This is a genomic window from Planococcus sp. CPCC 101016 (genome assembly GCF_007859295.1).
Taxonomy (GTDB): domain Bacteria; phylum Bacillota; class Bacilli; order Bacillales_A; family Planococcaceae; genus Planococcus.
Genome location: NZ_VOHB01000002.1, coordinates 2,448,827 through 2,468,094, shown reverse-complemented (window position 1 = coordinate 2,468,094; position 19,268 = coordinate 2,448,827). Strand labels below are relative to the sequence as shown.

Here is a 19,268-nt window from a genome sequence, read left to right as displayed (position 1 = left end):
ATATTATGAACCGGTAAATAATTTAATTGAAATTATAAGCGAGAGCGGGGTGAAGCTATTGCCGAATGGGATGGGAAATTTGCGGAATTTAGACTCTGTAAATCTTGGTTTCCGATTTGTTGCAATAGCTATTAAATGTTGAAAGATCAGGATTTATTTGAACACTTAAGCGCACGAACATGGGACATGACTGAACAATGGTATAGTTCTTTAGACAAAAGCAAAGCAGGAGTCTACGGATCGACCGATCCTAACAAAGTCGCCTTGTTGAAAAAACAGAATCACGAGTTTCATCTACGTTTTTGTGCCATGTTTCAAAAAGACCAACACGAATTCGTAACGGATTTTCAGGATTGGATAGAAACAATCGCAAAAGACGATGCCCATCTGGACACGCCGATTGTGGAAGTCATTGGCGAGTTTTTCCGGACGCAGCAACAGTACCTCGAACAAATCGGAGACTATGCTTTAAGCCATAAAGAACAAGTGAGCAACGAAACATTGGTTGCATGGACAAAGGCAGTAGTAGATACCATCAGCAAAGTCATTGTGGAGTTTACAGATAAAAACTCGAAAGCTGCGGAGAAACGGATGAATTCACAGCAGCAGATGATCGTGGAAATGAGTGCACCGGTAATTTTACTGGCTAAAAAAACCGGCATGCTGCCATTGATCGGGGAAATCACCCCGCATCGTGCAGAAATCATGTTCGAAAAAGCGTTGGCACAAAGCTCCAAGCATAATCTAGAGAAATTGTTCATTGATTTATCCGGTGTTCCTCTTATAGATACGATGGTTGCCCAACAGGTTTTTCAGTTGATCAAAGGACTGGAAATAATCGGCGTCCAAGTAGCTTTATCAGGCATAAGCCCTGTTATTGCCCAGACTGCTGTGCAATTGGGCATCAAGTTTATCGATATTGAAGTGTATAATACACTCGCTCAAGCACTCAAGCAAAACAGAGTCCATTTAGTCTAACCAAATACAAGAAGAAATCCCCGCAGCCTTTATAGGCTGCGGGGATTTTTTAGGGCTAAATCAAAAACTGCTAAAAAGACGAATCAGTGATCGTGGAATGAACATTAAAATATTCCATACGATAGATACTAAAATTTCAACAACAACTCCGAAGCTGATTTCCTTAAAAAAATCGTCGACCTCGCTATGTTTTTTCTTCTTTTTTTCTCTCATCGAGTTTCTCCCACTTTTGTGCAGCTCCCAAGATTAAGAGAGTCTCCTGCAAATGTCATGCGGTTTATCCAAATAATGCTACTTTAAGCTAAGTGTAGAACTTGGCAGTTTCTTCGTCAAGCATTTTTTAGGAAAGAGCAGGAGTGATTTCGGGTTTGTTTGCAGGATATCGTTGTTTATTTGCAGAATGCGGATTTTATTTGCGGAATCAGGATATTTGTTTGCAGAAAAGCAAGATTTATTTGCAGAATTAACAAAACCTCACACTCTCAATAAAAGTCCAAAAAAAGAAAACCCCCGAAAACCATTGAATAATCAAGGTTTCGGGGGTTTTCGATACTACTGTTTGTGTAATTTTACAATTAACGTGAGTAGTACTCAACGATCAACTGTTCGTTGATTTCAGCAGACAATTCGCTGCGCTCTGGAAGGCGTACGAAAGTTCCTGTTTTGCTATCAGTATCGATAGTTACGTATTCAGGAACGAAGTTGTTTACTTCGATTGCTTCGTTTACTACATCAAGGTTGTTTGATTTTTCACGGAAAGCAATTGTTTGTCCTGGTTTCACGCTGAATGACGGAATGTCAACGCGTTTGCCATCAACAAGGATGTGGCCGTGGTTTACGATTTGGCGAGCTTGGCGACGAGTGCGCGCAAGACCTAGACGGTAAACGACGTTATCAAGGCGAGCTTCAAGAAGGATCATGAAGTTTTCACCGTGCTTACCAGGCATTTTGCCGGCTTTGTTGAACAAAGTTTTGAACTGACGTTCGTTAACTCCGTACATGAACCGTAGTTTTTGTTTTTCTTGAAGTTGCAAACCATATTCAGAAACTTTTCTGCGTTGGTTAGCACCGTGTTGACCTGGTGCGTAAGGGCGTTTTTCTAATTCTTTACCTGTGCCTGTAAGAGAAATTCCCAAACGGCGTGACAGTTTCCATGATGGACCTGTATAACGAGACATAGTAGTCTCCTCCTCTGTTTTTGGTTTTTAGAGTAAAATAAAAACCAGATGCATTCATGCTGCAAGCCATTTTATATTCTTGTACCTTCGCTCAGCAGCCAAAGAGTTACACGATACACCTGCTATGAGGAATAAAATGGACAAACACGCACATACAACTGCTGCGATTATTTTACACAAAGCATAGTATAACCGATTTCAGATGGTGAAGTCAATAGAGAGCTGCGAGTTGGTCAAAAGCGGGTGCTTCCTTTTTTAGATTGTTCAAGGTAGAATGAAATTAAGTTTATATGTAAGCGCTTTCTATATCAGTTGAGGGGTGGATATGATGAGTGAAAAAGAAATGAATATTGAAACCGCAGTCATCCATAAAGGTTATGACAGCGCCGACCACCACGACAGTTTGGTGACACCGCTTTATCAGACATCAACTTATTCCTTCGCCAATGCAGAACAAGGCGAAGACCGGTTTGCAGGAAATTGCGAAGGCAATATTTATTCGCGGCTCGGCAATCCGACAGTTCGTGTGCTGGAAGAGAGGATGACGCAAATTGAAGGAGGGCAAGGCGCATTGGCTTTTGGGTCAGGGATGGCGGCTGTCAGTGCGATATTGATTTATTTGACCAAAGCGGGGGATCATGTACTTTGCTCGAGAGGGATTTATGGCTGTACGTTTGGATTGCTGGAAATCATGGAAGAAAAATATGGGATTACGCATGATTTGGTGTCCATGACAACCGAGCAGGAAGTGGAACAGGCGATTAAGCCTGGGACTGTTTGCATCTATGTGGAAACTCCGATCAATCCGACCATGGAACTTGTTGATCTGCAAGCGGTAATGGCTGTAGCAAAAAAACACAATATTCGGGTGGTGGTGGACAATACTTTCAGTTCGCCCTATTTACAAAATCCGCTGAGGATGGGAGCGGATTTCGTTTTGCATAGCGCAACTAAATACCTCAATGGCCATGGGGATGTGGTCGGTGGGGTACTAGTTGGACGCGACGCAGAAGAAATGCAGCATCTCCGGATGACGGTACAAAAAGATGTTGGCGGCATTATGTCGCCATTCGACGCATGGCTTTTACTGCGGGGGCTGAAAACCCTGCATGTGCGGATGGACCGGCATGTGGCCAATGCCAAAACGGTACTGAGCTTCCTGAAACAGCAAGAACTGGTGAAGAACATTTATTATCCTTTTGACGAACAGCACCCGCAAGTTGAAATTGCCAAACGCCAAATGCGGCAAGGAGGCGGGTTGATTTCCTTTGAAATCGAAGGCGGCAAAAAAGAAGCGCAAGCTTTTCTGAATGCTTTATCGCTGATCAAAATAGCCGTCAGCCTGGGAGATGCTGAGACGCTCATCCAACACCCTGCATCAATGACGCATGCTGTTGTGCCAGCGGAAAACAGACAGGAAATGGGCATCAGTGATTCCCTATTGCGGCTGTCGGTCGGTTTGGAGCACCCGGATGACCTCATTACGGATTTAAGCAAGGCATTTGAACAAGTAAAGCCGAAGCTTCAGGAAATCTAAATGCAGACAGGAACCAAGGCATACCCGTACAAAAAAGGACCCGGAACTCGTAATTGAGTTCCGGGTCCTACTATTTAAAGATGCTTTGTTAAAACTTCAACAAAAAGCTCAAGACCTTGTTGGTCTTCCTCTGTGAATCGGCTTAGCTCCGGGCTGTCGATATCGAGTACACCGATCACTTGATCTTCTTTCATTAATGGAATGACAATTTCAGAACGGGACGCTGCATCACAAGCGATATGCCCCGGAAATGCATGAACGTCTTCGACCAACATCGTCTTCTTATCAGCAACAGCTGTACCGCATACCCCTTTGCCAACTGGAATCCGTACGCATGCCGGAAGTCCTTGGAAAGGACCAAGCACAAGTTCGCCATTTTCCATCAAATAAAATCCGACCCAGTTGATGCGCTCAAGAAATTGGTTGAGCAAAGAAGAAGCATTGCTCAAGTTGGCGATGCTGTTGTTTTCGCCTTCCAATAAAGCATCGAGTTGTTTTGAAAGCATCGTGTATTGTTCTAAACTGCTGCCGCTGTAATCAGTTTGTGTAAACATAGATGATGACCTCATTTCATTTAGTGTTTTGCTTTAAGTTAGTTCAGCAGCTCTAAATCATTAAAAATTATAAATGAGCCGCTATTTTAAAAGTCTTGCAATAAAAACGTCTTAACTTAGATAAGTATAAATTTTCTCGTGATGCTTATGCAAGCCATTGACACTGTGAGCATCGGATCCGAAGACCAGTGGAATCCCAAGCAATTTTGCATATTCGATAAAAGGAAGCGGCGGGTAAGGTTCCAGGCATTCAGGTTTTGAAAATCCGGCACCATTAACATCGAGTTCATAACCGGTTTTCTTCATCAATTGCAAGACCTTCAGGATCTGTGAGCTGTCATCAACCTTTTCTACATGTGCTGTTTGGAATTTATGGATCAAGGTAGGATGGCCAATTCTTCTAGGCTTGAACTGTCCAAGATCTGCATGGATCGAAGCCTCCACAGTATTATAATAATGCTGATAGGCGGCTTCTACAGAACCACTCGCAGCTGCCAGTTCCGCAAACACTTCCTTGCTGTAATCGGCACAAAAATAGCGGTCATCCACTTGAAGAAAATGAACCGATAAAATAGCGTCATCAAGAGCAGGACCATACTCGTCAAGAAAAGACCGCGTCTCTTTTTCGTATCCTGCGATAAAATCGACTTCCAGTCCTAGACGTATGCGAATATCTTCTTGGTAAGTTTTTTTCAAATGAGTAATTTCGTTCATATAAAGTGTCAACTGTTCCATGCTCATGCCGCTGTCCTTCTCAGGTGTGGGATCTGTAAAGCCAAGTGGAAGAGGAGCGTGTTCCGTAAAAGAAATATCTGTAAACCCGGACTTTATTGCTTTTTCAACATAAAGTACGGTTGAGTCTTTTGTCCCGTGAGGACAAAAAGGGGTATGGATGTGGCCATCTCGTTTCATAAAGTCATCCTCTTTTCTCTCTGTTAAAAAATATAATCGCTTTTCTTCTAATTTGGCAAACAAAAGAGTAGAATACATGTTAAAATAAAAGAATCATGAATACATTTACGTATAACTGGTAATGTGATTTTGGAACAGGGGGCTATATGACTTATGATGGAGTATATCATCATTGCGGTCATCATTCTATTAGCGATAATGATCATCGGCTTTATGTTTCGTAAAAAACATTTGGCTGAAATTGAGCGCTTGGAACAGTTAAAACTGCAAATACAAAATAAACCGATACTTGAAGAGCTGACAAAAGTGAAACAACTGAACATGAACGGCCAGACGGAAGAAATGTTTGAACGCTGGCGCAACGTATGGACTGAAATTATGGATGTGCATATCCCGAAAATTGATGCTTCCTTATATGATGCTGAAGAAGCGATTAACCGTTTTAGATTCAGCAAAGCGACGAAGCTTGAACAGGAAACTGAAGTCAAAATCGATAATGTGGATCAGCAGATGAACGGAATTTTGGTAGAACTGGAAGAATTGATTGGCAGTGAAGAAAAAAATCGCAGCGAAATTGATCTCATTCAGGAAAAATACCGTCGTGCGCGTAAGAATCTACTGGCTCACCAGCATTCGTATGGTGCAGCAGCAGAACCACTTGAGAAAAAATTGGAATCGTTCATCCCGATGTTCGATGAATATGAAAAATTGACCAATGAAGGCAATTACTTGAAAGCGCGTGAAATTGTCATCAGCCTATCAACTGAAGGCGAAGAAGCATTTTTGCTGGTTGACGACATTCCCCCGTTATTGGCGGACGTCCAAACGAAGATTCCTTCTTATATTGCCGAACTGCGTCAAGGCAAAAGCGAAATGGAAGAGCAGTCCTATTACCTGGGACATTTAGAATTGACGCTTCAATTGGATGAAATGGAAGAAGAACTGGAAGTCTTGAAAGAAAACATCGCTCATTTGCAAATTGCCCAAACGAAAATTGCGGTGGAAAAAATGAAGGACCGAATTGATTCGTTTTATGAACTTCTGGAAAAAGAAGTGGAAGCGAAACATTACGTGGATGAATTCCGTGTGGATACAGAACGCCATCTGGAAGTTGTGGCACGTGATACGAAAGAAATGGAAGAAGAGTGCAGGTACGTTCAGCATAGCTATAAAATCAGTGAAAGCGAAGCGGCCATTCCGAAGTCCTGCATGGATAAGATGGAGCAATTAGCCAAACGCTATGAACTGCTTCGTTCACGTTTGGAAGAAGACCAATCAGCGTATTCAAGTCTTCAAGAAGATTTGCTTCACATTCGTGAAGATCTATCAATTGTTGATTCGACTCAAATCGATTTCATGACAGCATTGAAGAGCCTGCGCATTGAAGAGAATAATGCCCGTGCTAAAGTAGAGCAGCTTAAACGCAAGTTGCAGGAAACGGATCGCCTTCTGCATAAAGCCAATATACCCGGCATTCCGGAAGATATGGATGTACGACTGGAAGAGGCTGAAGAGCACCTTTTCGTTACGATGCAGACTTTGCGTGAAGTTCCACTGAATATTAAGCTAGTGGACAATTACTTGGAGCAAGCTGAAAAAAGCATAGACGAAGTTCATGCAAAAGCTGTTGAAATGGTTGAAAATGTGCTATTGATTGAACGCATTATCCAATACGGCAACCGTTACCGCAAAACCAACCTGGAGTTGGATGCCAAGCTTGAAGGAGCGGAAGAATCGTTCCGTCAGCTCCGGTATACAAAAGCTTTGGAAGAAGCGGCAACTGCAGTTGAAAACTTTGAACCTGGTTCGATGAAACGCATTGAAGTATTGGTCAAAGAAGACGCTTGGCGCATTTAAAAAACAAAATGTAAAACCACCAGCCTCTCAGCTGGTGGTTTTCTTTTCGGAGGTGGAAAAATGATTTATCTGGATAACAGTGCAACAACCAAGCCAAAAAAAGAAGTGCTGGATACCTTTATCAAAGTCAATGAGCAATTCTATGCCAATCCATCCTCTTTGCATGCACTCGGCAATCAAGCGGAGGACTTGCTGGAAACTGCTCGCAGCCAGTTAAAAGAACTGCTGAATATGGAGAAAATCATCTTTACTTCCGGCGGCACGGAAGCAAATAACCTAGCTTTAATCGGGACCGCACGGAGCTACCAATCTCGAGGAAAGCATATCGTTTCAGCTGAAACCGAGCACCCATCTGTTTTGAACAGTCTGGCCGCATTGGAGCAAGAGGGATTCGAAATAACTCTCCTGCCTGTTGATCATACAGGACAAATCGATATCGAAGAGTTGAAGAAATCTCTTCGAAGCGATACGATTCTGGTGTCGCTCATGCATGTCAATAATGAAATCGGAACCATCCACCCTATAGCAGCTATTGCACGTCTTTTGAAAGAGCGCCGTATTTTCTTTCATGTCGATGCTGTTCAAAGTATCGGCAAACTGGCACTCGACTCAGCGGCCATGCCAGATTTACTATCCATTTCTGGTCATAAGATTCATGGGTTGAAAGGCAGTGGATTGTTGGCTTATTCAGGCGTTGAATTGCAAAGCATTCAATACGGCGGCGGCCAAGAGGGAGGAATTCGTAGCGGTACGGTATCCGTCCCGAATGCCGTCGCTTTAGCGAAAGCGTTAAGATTGGCGAAGGTTAGTCCGCTCCATTTGAAGTGGAATCAAAACCTGCGTCAGTTCTTTTCCGAGTTTACTGGAGTAAAAGTCATTAGTCCCGAACAAGGGGCTCCACATATACTGGCGGTAGCTGTAAAAGGCATAAAAGGTGAAATCCTTGTGTCAGGTCTGCAGAAAGAATCGGTCATCGTTTCTACTTCAAGTGCCTGTTCTTCTAAGAGCCGTGACACAAGCCACGTTATCCAAGCGATCGGACTGCCGCGCGAATTTAAAGACGGAGTCATGCGAATTAGTTTTGGTGCATTTACAACAGAGCAGGACATTATGGATCTGCAAAAAGCATTTCAGCGGGTTTACCGCATAATTAAAGGAGCTTAACCAGATATGAAAACCAATCAGATTCTCGTTCGATATGGCGAGTTATCCACAAAAGGCAAAAATCGGAGTTCGTTTATCGGAAGACTGCGGGACAATGTCAGACAGACCTTTTCCGATTTGGAACGTATCCATATTAAAGCAGAACGCGACCGTATGTTCATAACGTCCGACGATGAACAAAACCTTGCCCAGGTGATAAAGCGCCTTCCACAAGTGTTTGGCATCCAATCATTCAGTCCTGTAACGGCTTGTGAATTAGATCTTGAAGCCATGAAAACAACAGCAGAAGCGGTAATCGCCAAAATACAGGATACCGACAAAAGTTTTAAAGTGTCGGTTAAGCGGCCGTTCAAGGAGTTCCCGCACGAAAAACCGGAGATCATGAAAGAAATCAGCTCCCATGTACTGCGAATTTTTCCGGATTTGAAGGTACAGATGAAAGATCCGGAAATCGATTTAAAAGTGGAAGTACGTGAAGAAGCGGTTTACATGATGGCAGAAGTTATTCAAGGAGCTGGCGGCTTGCCGGTAGGAGCCGGTGGCAAGGCTTTGTTGATGCTATCAGGGGGGCTGGACAGCCCAGTCGCTGGTTACCATATGTTGAAACGTGGTGTCCGACTGGACCTGATCCATTTCTTCAGTCCCCCGTTCACCAACGACCGCGCGAAGGAAAAGGTATTCGATTTAGCAGAAAAATTGTCGCAGTTCGGTTCTTCTGTTAATCTCCATATTATTCCGTTCACTAAGCTTCAACAGGAAGTGCATAAACAGGTACCGGATAATATTACAATGACTTCTACCCGTCGAATGATGATGCGAGTCGCTGATTTGGTCCTGGCAGAGACCAATTGCCGGGCCATCGTCACCGGTGAAAGCCTGGGGCAGGTGGCCAGCCAGACACTGGAAAGCCTGCAGGCCATCAATGCTGTGACGAATACACCAGTCTTGCGTCCATTGATTGCGGAGGACAAACTAACCATTATCGATACGGCACAGCAAATCGGGACCTATGACATTTCCATACGGCCATTTGAAGATTGCTGCACAATCTTTACGCCGGCAAATCCTAAAACCAAGCCAAAATTGGAGAAAGTCGAGTATTACGAAAATTTCGTTTCATTCGACGAATTAATCCAGGAAGCGGTGGTTGAAAGGGAAATCATTAAATTCCCACGTGTCAAAGCAAACCAGTATGAAGATTTATTGTAATTGTTGAGCTGCCTATAGTAGGCGGCTTTTTTTGTTAGGAAAAGCCGGACAGCTGAGAAGCACCGTGAATCTGACTGCTTTACTTCATCTATTGATGCAACTCAGCAGGGCGAGTGGCTGACAAAAGAAATACTTGCTGGCATGAGATTACAGAAAATATGAAGTTCGATTATTACACGTGAGAAAGTAACACGAATAGGATTACCTAAAAGTTTAACTATATGAAATAATATGAATACTTAAAATCTTGCTGTATAATGATAGGAGTATAACATTAACATGATCTGCAGGGAGGAAAGCGCCGTGAAACGAGAAGAATTAATAGCGCCGGAGTCGTATAATCTGGTAGAGGAAATTGAGCAATATGCTAAGGGAGACGGAAAGCTTGCGATTCTCTGGGAAAACGATAAAGGTGAAAAACAGCAGCTTACATACGATGATTTAATGCAGCGGGCAAATCGTGCGGCCAATAGTTTTGAATCAGCAGGCTTGGTCAAAGGCGACGTGGTGCTGGTGATGGTTCCGCGTTTGATTGAGGCATATGTAGCGTATATTGGGGCCTTAAAGGCGGGGTTAGCGGTTATTCCAAGCTCCGAAATGCTGAGAGCGAAAGACATAGCTTACCGACTGAACCACAGTGATGCCAAAGCGGTGATTGCATATGAGCCCTTCATGGATCAATTCGAGGACGTCAAGGAGATGGAGAATGTCATAAAGTTTGTTATCGGCCAATCCGATCAGACTTGGATTTCCTTAACGGACGAGATGGCAGCCGCTTCCACAGAATACATAGCAGCACCTACAAAAAAAGAAGATATGGCGTTCTTGTCTTATACATCAGGAACCACCGGCAATCCGAAAGGAGCCGTTCACAGCCATGGCTGGGCATACGCGCACTTGCGCACTTCAGCGGAACATTGGCTTGGCGCAAAAGAAGGAGATGTGGTTTGGGCAACAGCAAGCCCCGGCTGGCAGAAGTGGATTTGGAGTCCGTTCCTGGCTACTCTTGGCAGTGGAGCTACAGGATTTGTCTATAACGGCAAGTTCGACCCGACTGTATACCTGGAATTGTTGGAAAAACGCAAAATCAATGTCCTGTGCTGTACACCAACGGAATACCGGTTGATGGCAAAGCAGAAAGATCTGGCGAAATATGATTTATCGGCTTTGCATAGTGCCGTTTCAGCGGGAGAACCGCTTAATGCGGAAGTTATCAATGTCTTCAAAGCACTTTTTGACCTGGAAGTCCGTGACGGCTATGGCCAGACAGAGAATACATTGTTGGTCGGGGTTATGAAAGGCATGGAATCCCGCATTGGCTCCATGGGAAAACCGACGCCTGGCAACCACGTGGAAATTATCGATGATTTCGGTAAGCCATGCTCAGTAGGTGAAGTGGGGGATATTGCAGTGCATGTAGAGACCCCTGCTTTGTTCAAAGAATACTTCAAAGATCCTGAGCGCACTAAGATGCAGTTCCGCGGAGACTATTACGTAACTGGAGACAAAGCCTCGAAAGATGCTGACGGCTATTTCTGGTTTGAAGGACGTGGAGATGATATCATTATTTCTTCCGGCTACACGATCGGGCCATTCGAAGTGGAAGACGCGCTCGTCAAGCATCCGGCTGTCCAGGAATGCGCAGTCATTGGAGCACCGGACGAAATTCGCGGCACGATTGTCAAAGCTTTTGTCGTGCTGGTCGAAGGTCATGCCGCTTCAGACAATTTAGTGAAAGAATTGCAGGCTCATGTCAAAGAATTGACTGCGCCTTATAAATACCCGCGCGCCATTGATTTCCGTACGGAACTGCCGAAAACGGCTTCTGGAAAGATACGTCGGGTGGAATTGCGCCAACAGGAAAGCACCAAGAAATAAGAGCAGCCGGAAAAAAGACTGCACCTTGTTTGTCAGTTTTGACTAGCCAACAAGGTGCAGTTCAAATTCCGGCTGTTTTTCTATGGCTTCATTTCACAGTCCGTCCTGTCTGAAACGTTCAATTGATGGGAGTTTCTCTTTATTTACTTTCTGCATGCTGACAGCCTATAATGAGACTGTTATTTCGAAATACAAAATATAAAGAGATTGGTGCGCGATGCAGGATGACAGATTCAAAAAAAGGCGTTTTGGTCATTATTTTAACGTATACATTATGGGGCTTCATGCCGATTTTCTGGAAACAGATCGATCATGTTCCAGCGGACGAAATCCTAGCAGGAAGAATTATTTGGTCTTTCTTGTTCACGCTTGGTTTCATTCTTCTCTTGAACGGGGGGCGCCAGCTATGGCTTGACCTGAAAATGCTCTGGGCTTCGAAGAAAAAGTTCTTTTTGCTGATGCTGGCTTCCTTCCTGATTTCTGCTAACTGGTTTTTATATGTCTATGCAGTTTCTCATGATCGGATTGTCGAGACTAGCCTCGGCTATTACATCAACCCGTTGATTTCCATGTTGTTAGGCGCCCTCTTCCTCAAGGAGAAATTGTCGCCAGCAATAAAAATTGCCTTTCTCTTAGCTGCAACAGGTGTTCTGATTTTAACGTTCTCTTTCGGTTCTCTGCCTTGGCTTGCTCTTGGGATGGCTTTCAGTTTTGCTTTTTACGGGCTAATTAAAAAAACCATTCGATTGGATGCCTTGCGGGGATTAGCCATCGAAACATTATTCGTTTTCCCGATCGCCATTGCCTATTATGTCTATTTAATGTCCATGGACCGGGTGGCCTTTTTGCACACTGGACTCACAACGGATGTGCTGTTGATCGCCAGTGGTTTAGTCACGGCTCTCCCATTGTTGCTGTTTGCTATCGGTGCTCCGTTAATCCCGCTGTACATGGTTGGATTCCTGCAATACATTGCTCCTTCGCTAATGCTGTTATTAGGGGTATTCGTATATGGAGAGGCTTTCGACGCAGTGGATATGATCTCTTTTTCTCTAATTTGGAGTGCATTGATTTTGTTTACTTCCTCGAAATTTATCGAGGCTCGGGGAATTCGAAAAGCGAACCGAAAAATTTCGGTTTAAATTTCCTTTTCCAATGAAACATTTACCAGTGTTTCCCGTATAGTAAGAGGTAGAAACCAAGGAGGGAATTGCATAAATGAATACGAAACGATGGATCGCATTAGTAGTGGCTGCAGCCGTATTGGGAATTTCATTGGTCATCAACTCAGCCTTCGCTTTTCTTCAAAGTGGATTTGGGGAAGGCATCGATGAATTGATGAACAGCACACAAACAGATTTCTCGGAAGTTGTGATTGAAGACGGAGATTTTGATGATCGAGTGGCAGTTTTACATGTAGATGGGGTTATTCAGGACACAGGTGAAGCATCCCCTTTGTTCGGAACAACTGGCTATAACCATTCATTCTTTATGGAACAATTGGAAAGTGTTAAAGAAGATCCGTCCGTTAAAGCAGTCGTGCTGACTGTGAATTCACCAGGCGGCGGAGTGGTAGAGTCAGCTGAAATTTATGACAAAATCACGGAAATTCAAGAAGAAACAGAAAAGCCATTCTACGTTTCAATGGGTGCAACTGCGGCGTCAGGCGGTTATTATATTGCCGCCCCAGCAGAAAAGATTTTTGTTAATGAAGAAACATTGACCGGATCAATCGGCGTAATCATGCAGAGCGTTAATTACGGGGAGCTTGCAGAACGTTATGGCGTGGATTTTGTCACCATTAAATCTGGTCCCTACAAAGACATTATGAGTCCTACCCGTGAAATGACAGAGGATGAACGTGCGCTTCTTCAAGACATGTTGAATGATTCGTATGAGTCTTTTGTTGATGTAATCGAAGAAGGCAGAGACATGACTGAAGCAGAAGTCAAAGCCGTTGCAGATGGACGTGTCATGAATGGCCGACAAGCTGTCGAAGCGAACTTGGCAGATGATTTCGGATTTGAAGAAGATGTCATCGAACAGGTAAAAGCCGATTTTGATTTGGGCAATGCGCAAGTATTCCAATACGGTGCTTCTGAGGGCTTAGGTTCACTCTTGTCGATGAAAGTGAGTTCTTTCTTCGGCAATGATATCGAGACACAGATGATTTCGAAATTGCTTACGGAATACAGTTCTCCTCGTATGATGTATCTATACGGTGATAAATAAGGAGGGGTCATGATGACAGACCATGAAATGAATGAAACAGCAGCAGAATCGAAAGTCGCAGAACAGCGTCCTGAAAAGACCGGTTATGAAGAAGTACTGTTCTACGAGCGAAAGCCTGCTGGATTTTGGGTAAGATTTTGGGCGTATCTAATTGACCTTCTCGTTGTAGCTGGACTCACTTCGATTCTAATCAAACCGGTATTTGCATTACTCGGTTTGCAAACAAGCGGTATACCTTGGTATGCACCTTATGCCATTTTATCGGCTGTCGTTTTTTACGGCTACTTTGTGTTAATGACCAAATTCTTCAGGCAAACTGTCGGAAAGATGATTATGGGAATCCGCGTCGTATCCTTGAAGTCTGATCATCTTTCCTGGACGACAATCTTGTTCCGCGAATGGATTGGGCGGTTTATTTCAGTGACCATTTTGCCGCTTTACTGGATTGTCGGCTTTACGCCATTGAAACAGGGATTACACGATTACTTTGCGGATACTACAGTGGTCCACGAAGAATCCTTCAGAAAAAACCGGCTGGTGAAGAAAAAGCGCACAGACGGTTCTGGGTTGCATGAGACCGAAGCCTTTTAGTATGATGGGGATACAATGAAAGGGAGGCGTTTTGATTGGTACAAATTACATTCAAGAAAAACCCTGTTACCTTACCCAATAAAGAAGTGAAAATTGGAGATCAGGCTCCTGACTTTACGGTTTTAGCCAATGATTTAAAACCGGTAACACTGCAGGACACAGCAGGATTGATTCGACTGGTAAGTGTGGTTCCTTCATTGGATACCGGTGTCTGTTCAGATCAGACGAAACGTTTCAGCGATGAAGCTGCTTCTTTGGGCGACAATGTAGCTGTGTTGACCATTTCAGCCGATTTACCGTTTGCGCAGAAGCGCTGGACGGAAATCAACAAAGTGGATGCTATTACTGCTTTGTCAGATCACCGTGATTTGTCTTTCGGTGAAGCATACGGGGTGACAATGCAGGAATTGCGTTTGCTGGCACGATCGATTTTCGTTATTGATAAAAACGACAAAATTGCATACGTAGAATATGTTCCTGAAGGAACAGATCATCCTGATTACGAAAAAGCATTGAAAGCAGTAAAAGAATTGACAAACTAATACTAGAAACCCACTCGGGAGAGTGGGTTTCCTTATTGAGGACGGCGAAAGTATGAATTCTACAATGGAAAAAACTTTTTATTTTATTGACAACCACACAACAAAGATCCAAAAAGAACAGGAAAATGCTTATTTGGAAAGCTTGTTGACTACTACTGAGAACTGGCTGGATGGCCTGATCAAACCGGAAGAAGGAGCGAGCAAGGAAGATATTCGCAAAGCACTTCAACTGGCTGTCTTGAAAGGGATGAAAGAGCATGTTCAGCCCCATCATCAAATGACTCCGGACGCCCTGGGGTTATTGGTCGGGTATTTGGTGGAATTGTTTGTCAAAAAAGAACAAGCAGTCATATTAGATCCGGCAGTCGGAACCGGTAATTTGCTGCTGACGGTCATGAATTATCTCGATGGAAGATTAACAGGAGCAGGGGTTGAACTAGATGACTTGCTGATCCGCCTGGCTTCAAATGCAGGAAATTTAGTGGAACAGCCGATCACCTTCTACTTGCAGGACGCCCTTCAGCCTTTATTGATCGATCCAGTGGACGTTGTCGTTTCGGATTTGCCAGTAGGGTATTATCCAGATGAAGAAACAGCTGTAACTTACGAATTGAAGGCGGATGAAGGTATGTCCTATGCACATCATTTGTTTATCGAACAATCATTAAAGCATACTGCTGATGGCGGTTATCTGTTTTTCATCGTTCCAAAAGCATTGTTTGAATCGGAACATGCGAGTCAGTTGCACAGTTTTCTGAAAAAATATGCTCACATCCAATCCGTTATGGAGTTGCCGGAGAGCCTGTTCAAGAACTCAGCTCATGCAAAAGGTATTTTGGTCTTGCAGAAAAAACAGGAAGGCATTAAAGCGCCGAAAGAAGTTTTATTGGCACGTGTTCCGAATATGTCGAAGCCGGAATCCATGTCTAAGTTCTTTTCGCAAGTTACTGGATGGTTTAAAGAAAACAAAGAATAGAACGGTCGATTTATGCTATACTAAGGCTATAGGAACGACCGAATATCTTATTTTTTGATGAAAAGAGGGATGCGCGATGACTGAATCAAACGAAGCGCCAAAAAAAGTCAGCCTTCAGGAAGCAGTAAAACGCCAATTGGAAGCCAAGAAAAACCTGGCTTCAGGCAAACAGGCTGGAGGCAATGCTTCATCTTCGACTAAAAAGATGAAAAGCCAGCAAACGAAAAAAGTCAGCAACAACCGACGCAAAATGGGGACGTAACGAACCATAAAATATGTGTTGAGCAGTATCTAGAAAAGAGGCAGCGGATTTTATATCCTGCCTCTTTTTTGTGTGCAAATTCGAGGGAAGTTTCTTGTGGCAAGCTGTGTATAATAGAGTTAATTGAATAAACAAACAATTGGGAGGAGGAGTAGACAAGATGCATTCATATGTAGAAGATGCTTATAACTCAAATGCTTTTCATGCGGATTGTTCCAATTGTTTTGGCCTGTGCTGTATTGCATTGGCCTTTGAAGCCTCTTCCGATTTTCCTGTCGACAAGGGGGCCGGTATTCCATGCAAAAATTTGAAGAATGATTTTTCCTGCGGCATTCACAAAAATTTAAACCTTTCAGGCTACACTGGCTGTACAGTATTCGATTGTTTAGGAGCGGGCCAAAAGGTTTCACAGCAAACATTCGGTGGCATCAGCTGGAAAGAACAGCCCCAATCAGCACTTAAGATGTTTCAGGTTCTGCCGGTGATGCAACAGCTGCACGAAATGCTGCTTTATTTGACTCAGGCTATTCAACGCGGTGTCGACGCACAGCTGGCACATGCACTGCGAAAAAGCAGAATGGCTATAGAAACGTTAACTTTAGCGTCGGCTGATGTGCTGTTGTCGGTAAATCTGCCTGAACATCGCAGACAGATCAACGAATTGCTGGTGCAAGTCAGCGACCAGGTCCGGCTCGAGTCAGGGCGTTTCAATAAAAATCAGGATCGAAAAAAAGGACCGAATTTTCAAGGGCAGGATTTGATAGGGAAAAAGTTTCGAGGAAGAGATATGAAAGGTTCCCTATTTAGAGGGGCTTATCTGATCGAAACAGATTTCAAAAATGCAGACTTGCGGAATTCGGATTTTATCGGTGCAGACTTGCGGAATACAGATTTAACGGGAGCCGATTTAAGAGGCAGTATTTTTCTGACGCAAATGCAATTGAATTCAGCACAAGGAGACTGTCGAACGAAATTGCCGGGAGTATTGGCGAAACCCGCTCATTGGCGAGCTGTAGGGTTATTGTAAAGATGATGGACAGTGATATAGGAGGAGGGCTCTGATGTATGCAGGATTTTGGCTTCGGTTAAAAGCTTTTGCCTTTGATTACCTGTTGATTTTCGGATATATGATGGTACTTCTGATTTTTTCTATTTTTCTGATGCCATCAATCCAGGGGTGGTTTCAAGTTTCCCAGCTTACAGCACAACTGGCTGGTTTTTTCCTGTTAACTTTGCCGATTTCATTGTATTTCATTTTTGCAGATTCAAGAATAGGAAAGCAGTCCTTTGGGAAGCGGAGAACAGCTATCCGTGTGGTTGATGAAAACAATCGTTCGATTTCTGCTGTTCGTGCGGTTTTCCGGACAGTCTTGAAATTTTTGCCGTGGGAGTTGTCTCATTTTATGGCTTATCGCATGATTTATTTAGGGACTGAAGAGATATTGCTGGTGGATTATTTAGTTGGGGGATCGGTTTATTTATTGATCTTTTTTTACATCTCTATGGCCATTTTTACAAAGAGCAAGCAGTCTGTTTATGACCGCTTAACGAAAACATATGTAATAAAATCAAATTTTCTCTAAAAAGTATTGACTTGCAGTGGAGAACTGGTAGAATCTATTTCAATATACTTTTAAGAACAGCTGTATAGGGCGGGCTGAAGAAATCGTTACGAGCAAAAAAATTCTTTTAAGAATGTTCAAAGCAGATTAAAAGTAGGATAAAGAATGTGTTCAACCAATAGTATTTTATTTATTTTATATATTACTCGATCGATGATTTAGTAGGCAATTTGTGCGCAGCAGCTAGAGACTGGATGGCAGGTGGGAATCCAGGCGGCATATTGGTTGAAATACACCATCAGTTAGGATCGGTTTGTAAAGAAGTGGATATTTTGTTCAGTCAAAATATCAAATTGGGTGGTAACGCGGAGGAAACCTTCGTCCCTTTATTGGGATGACAGGTTTTCTCTTTTTTTATAGAAAAGGAGAGTTCACTATGCACAACATCAAATCAGTCATCACCCCCAGGTTTTCAGAAGCTATTTTGTTAACTGCTATTATCTTAGTGTTGATCAGCGTCAGCATCATCAAGTTTGAGTCGGTTCCGCACATTCCGATTCTGCTGTCGATTCTGTTGCTGTTCGGCTATGGTTTACTGAAGAAAGTCTCTTACCGGACTTTGGAGAAAGGGCTGGTGGAAGGAGCGGGAGCAGGAATGAGCGCAGTCTTCCTGTTTTTCTTCATCGGCATGCTGATCAGCAGCTGGATGATCAGCGGCACGATTCCGACACTTATTTTTACTGGCTTCACGTTAATTTCTATGACATTTTTCTATGCTATCGTGTTTATTGTTACGTCATTGATCGGTTTGTCCATCGGCAGTTCTTTGACAACTGTCGCAACGATCGGCGTTGCCTTTATCGGCATGGCAACAGCGATGGACCTTTCGTTGGCCATAACGGCCGGAGCGATTGTGTCAGGTGCCTTTTTTGGTGACAAAATGTCACCGCTGTCGGATACCACAAATTTGTCTTCGACCATTGTCGGCGTGGATTTGTTCGAGCATATCCGCAATATGGGGTGGACGACTATCCCGGCATTTGCGATTACATTAATTTTGTTTGGCTTATTGTCTCCAGAGACTGCTGGCACGACTGTCCAAGATGTAGCGGTATTCAAGGAAGGTTTGTCTGCTACTGGTATGATCCATTGGTATGCCATCATTCCGCTGATTGTCCTGATCTTGCTGACTTTTATAAAAATACCGGCCTTGATGGCTTTGGCCATAAGCACGATGACGGCAATCCTTGTTTCTTTTTTTCATCAAAGTTCTACAGCTTCTGAGATTTTCTCGGTCCTGTTCAGCGGTTATGTTTCATCGACTGGCATTTCTGAAATCGATTCCCTGTTATCTCGCGGAGGAATGGAGAGCATGATGTTCACTGTTGCATTGGTGCTATTGGCACTCAGTATGGGAGGTCTATTATTCACATTGGGAATTGTGCAACGCCTGTTGTCAACAGTGGAGAGTTTGCTGAAAAAGGTTTCGTCTGTTATTGCTGCCTCTGCTTTGACGGCAATTGGCATTAACATTCTGATTGGCGAGCAATACTTGTCAATCTTGCTGACGGGACAAGCGTTTAAAGAGCCTTTCGATAAAGTAGGACTTGCCGGCAAAAACTTGAGCCGTGTCATGGAAGATGCTGGTACAGTCGTCAATCCACTCGTTCCTTGGAGTGTTTGTGGAATTTTTATTACTGGTGTTATCGGCGTTTCGACACTAGATTATCTGCCATTCGCATTCTTTTGCCTGTTGTCGCCGATATTGACTGTGCTATTCGGATTTACCGGTAAAACCTTGACTTATAAGCAAGAAAAATAATATTTTAGTGAGAA

18 protein-coding genes are annotated in these 19,268 nt (G+C 43.5%); 15 read left to right on the top strand and 3 right to left on the bottom strand.

The features are described from left to right. Window positions 1-135: 135 nt before the first annotated feature. Window positions 136-978: an STAS domain-containing protein gene (locus FQV26_RS11775; protein ID WP_146557659.1), complete on the top strand. Its 843-nt coding sequence runs from the start codon at window positions 136-138 to the stop codon at window positions 976-978. Between the two features lie 575 nt (window positions 979-1,553). Here the strand turns inward: FQV26_RS11775 and rpsD are convergent. Then, window positions 1,554-2,156: a 30S ribosomal protein S4 gene (gene rpsD / locus FQV26_RS11770; RefSeq protein WP_038703495.1), complete on the bottom strand. Its 603-nt coding sequence runs from the start codon at window positions 2,154-2,156 to the stop codon at window positions 1,554-1,556. A 328-nt stretch (window positions 2,157-2,484) separates the two neighbouring features. On the opposite strand from rpsD, the gene megL reads away from it, so the two are divergent. Continuing rightward, a complete protein-coding gene (gene megL, locus FQV26_RS11765) occupies window positions 2,485-3,693 on the top strand; it encodes a methionine gamma-lyase (protein WP_146557658.1) in 1,209 nt (402 codons plus the stop codon). Window positions 3,694-3,767: 74 nt separating this feature from the next. Here megL and FQV26_RS11760 read toward each other — a convergent pair whose 3' ends face one another. Both FQV26_RS11760 and hisJ read right to left on the bottom strand, forming a co-directional pair. Then, the gene (locus tag FQV26_RS11760; protein ID WP_146557657.1) at window positions 3,768-4,247 is read right to left on the bottom strand and encodes a GAF domain-containing protein; all 480 of its coding nucleotides are present in this window, start codon (window positions 4,245-4,247) and stop codon (window positions 3,768-3,770) included. Window positions 4,248-4,358: 111 nt separating this feature from the next. Further along, a complete protein-coding gene (gene hisJ, locus FQV26_RS11755) occupies window positions 4,359-5,159 on the bottom strand; it encodes a histidinol-phosphatase HisJ (protein WP_146557656.1) in 801 nt (266 codons plus the stop codon). Between the two features lie 153 nt (window positions 5,160-5,312). Between hisJ and ezrA the strand changes: the two genes are divergently transcribed. The 13 genes from ezrA (at window position 5,313) to nhaC (ending at window position 19,254) form a co-directional block, all read left to right on the top strand. Beyond that, window positions 5,313-7,016, top strand: a complete 1,704-nt coding sequence (gene ezrA / locus FQV26_RS11750) for a septation ring formation regulator EzrA (protein WP_146557655.1) — start codon at window positions 5,313-5,315, stop codon at window positions 7,014-7,016. Window positions 7,017-7,076: 60 nt separating this feature from the next. Next, the gene (locus FQV26_RS11745) at window positions 7,077-8,180 is read left to right on the top strand and encodes a cysteine desulfurase family protein (RefSeq protein ID WP_146557654.1); all 1,104 of its coding nucleotides are present in this window, start codon (window positions 7,077-7,079) and stop codon (window positions 8,178-8,180) included. Between the two features lie 6 nt (window positions 8,181-8,186). Beyond that, window positions 8,187-9,389: a tRNA uracil 4-sulfurtransferase ThiI gene (gene thiI, locus FQV26_RS11740; RefSeq protein ID WP_146557653.1), complete on the top strand. Its 1,203-nt coding sequence runs from the start codon at window positions 8,187-8,189 to the stop codon at window positions 9,387-9,389. A gap of 303 nt (window positions 9,390-9,692) precedes the next feature. Then, the gene (mbcS, locus tag FQV26_RS11735) at window positions 9,693-11,267 is read left to right on the top strand and encodes an acyl-CoA synthetase MbcS (RefSeq protein ID WP_146557652.1); all 1,575 of its coding nucleotides are present in this window, start codon (window positions 9,693-9,695) and stop codon (window positions 11,265-11,267) included. Window positions 11,268-11,491: 224 nt separating this feature from the next. Then, complete coding sequence (gene rarD, locus FQV26_RS11730) at window positions 11,492-12,409, top strand: EamA family transporter RarD (protein ID WP_146557651.1); 918 nt, start codon at window positions 11,492-11,494, stop codon at window positions 12,407-12,409. Between the two features lie 76 nt (window positions 12,410-12,485). Further along, a complete protein-coding gene (sppA, locus tag FQV26_RS11725) occupies window positions 12,486-13,499 on the top strand; it encodes a signal peptide peptidase SppA (RefSeq protein WP_146557650.1) in 1,014 nt (337 codons plus the stop codon). A 12-nt stretch (window positions 13,500-13,511) separates the two neighbouring features. Continuing rightward, window positions 13,512-14,090: an RDD family protein gene (locus FQV26_RS11720; protein ID WP_146557649.1), complete on the top strand. Its 579-nt coding sequence runs from the start codon at window positions 13,512-13,514 to the stop codon at window positions 14,088-14,090. A 35-nt stretch (window positions 14,091-14,125) separates the two neighbouring features. Beyond that, the gene (gene tpx / locus FQV26_RS11715) at window positions 14,126-14,632 is read left to right on the top strand and encodes a thiol peroxidase (protein ID WP_146557648.1); all 507 of its coding nucleotides are present in this window, start codon (window positions 14,126-14,128) and stop codon (window positions 14,630-14,632) included. Window positions 14,633-14,684: 52 nt separating this feature from the next. Next, window positions 14,685-15,608, top strand: coding sequence for a class I SAM-dependent methyltransferase (locus FQV26_RS11710; protein ID WP_146557647.1), 924 nt, complete (start codon window positions 14,685-14,687; stop codon window positions 15,606-15,608). 76 nt (window positions 15,609-15,684) lie between these two features. After that, on the top strand, window positions 15,685-15,870 hold the full coding sequence (locus FQV26_RS11705; protein WP_146557646.1) for a hypothetical protein: 186 nt from the start codon (window positions 15,685-15,687) through the stop codon (window positions 15,868-15,870). Window positions 15,871-16,030: 160 nt separating this feature from the next. Then, on the top strand, window positions 16,031-16,897 hold the full coding sequence (locus tag FQV26_RS11700) for a pentapeptide repeat-containing protein (RefSeq protein ID WP_146557645.1): 867 nt from the start codon (window positions 16,031-16,033) through the stop codon (window positions 16,895-16,897). A 34-nt stretch (window positions 16,898-16,931) separates the two neighbouring features. After that, a complete protein-coding gene (locus FQV26_RS11695; protein WP_146557644.1) occupies window positions 16,932-17,453 on the top strand; it encodes an RDD family protein in 522 nt (173 codons plus the stop codon). A 415-nt stretch (window positions 17,454-17,868) separates the two neighbouring features. After that, on the top strand, window positions 17,869-19,254 hold the full coding sequence (nhaC, locus tag FQV26_RS11690; protein WP_146557643.1) for a Na+/H+ antiporter NhaC: 1,386 nt from the start codon (window positions 17,869-17,871) through the stop codon (window positions 19,252-19,254). Window positions 19,255-19,268 lie beyond the last annotated feature (14 nt).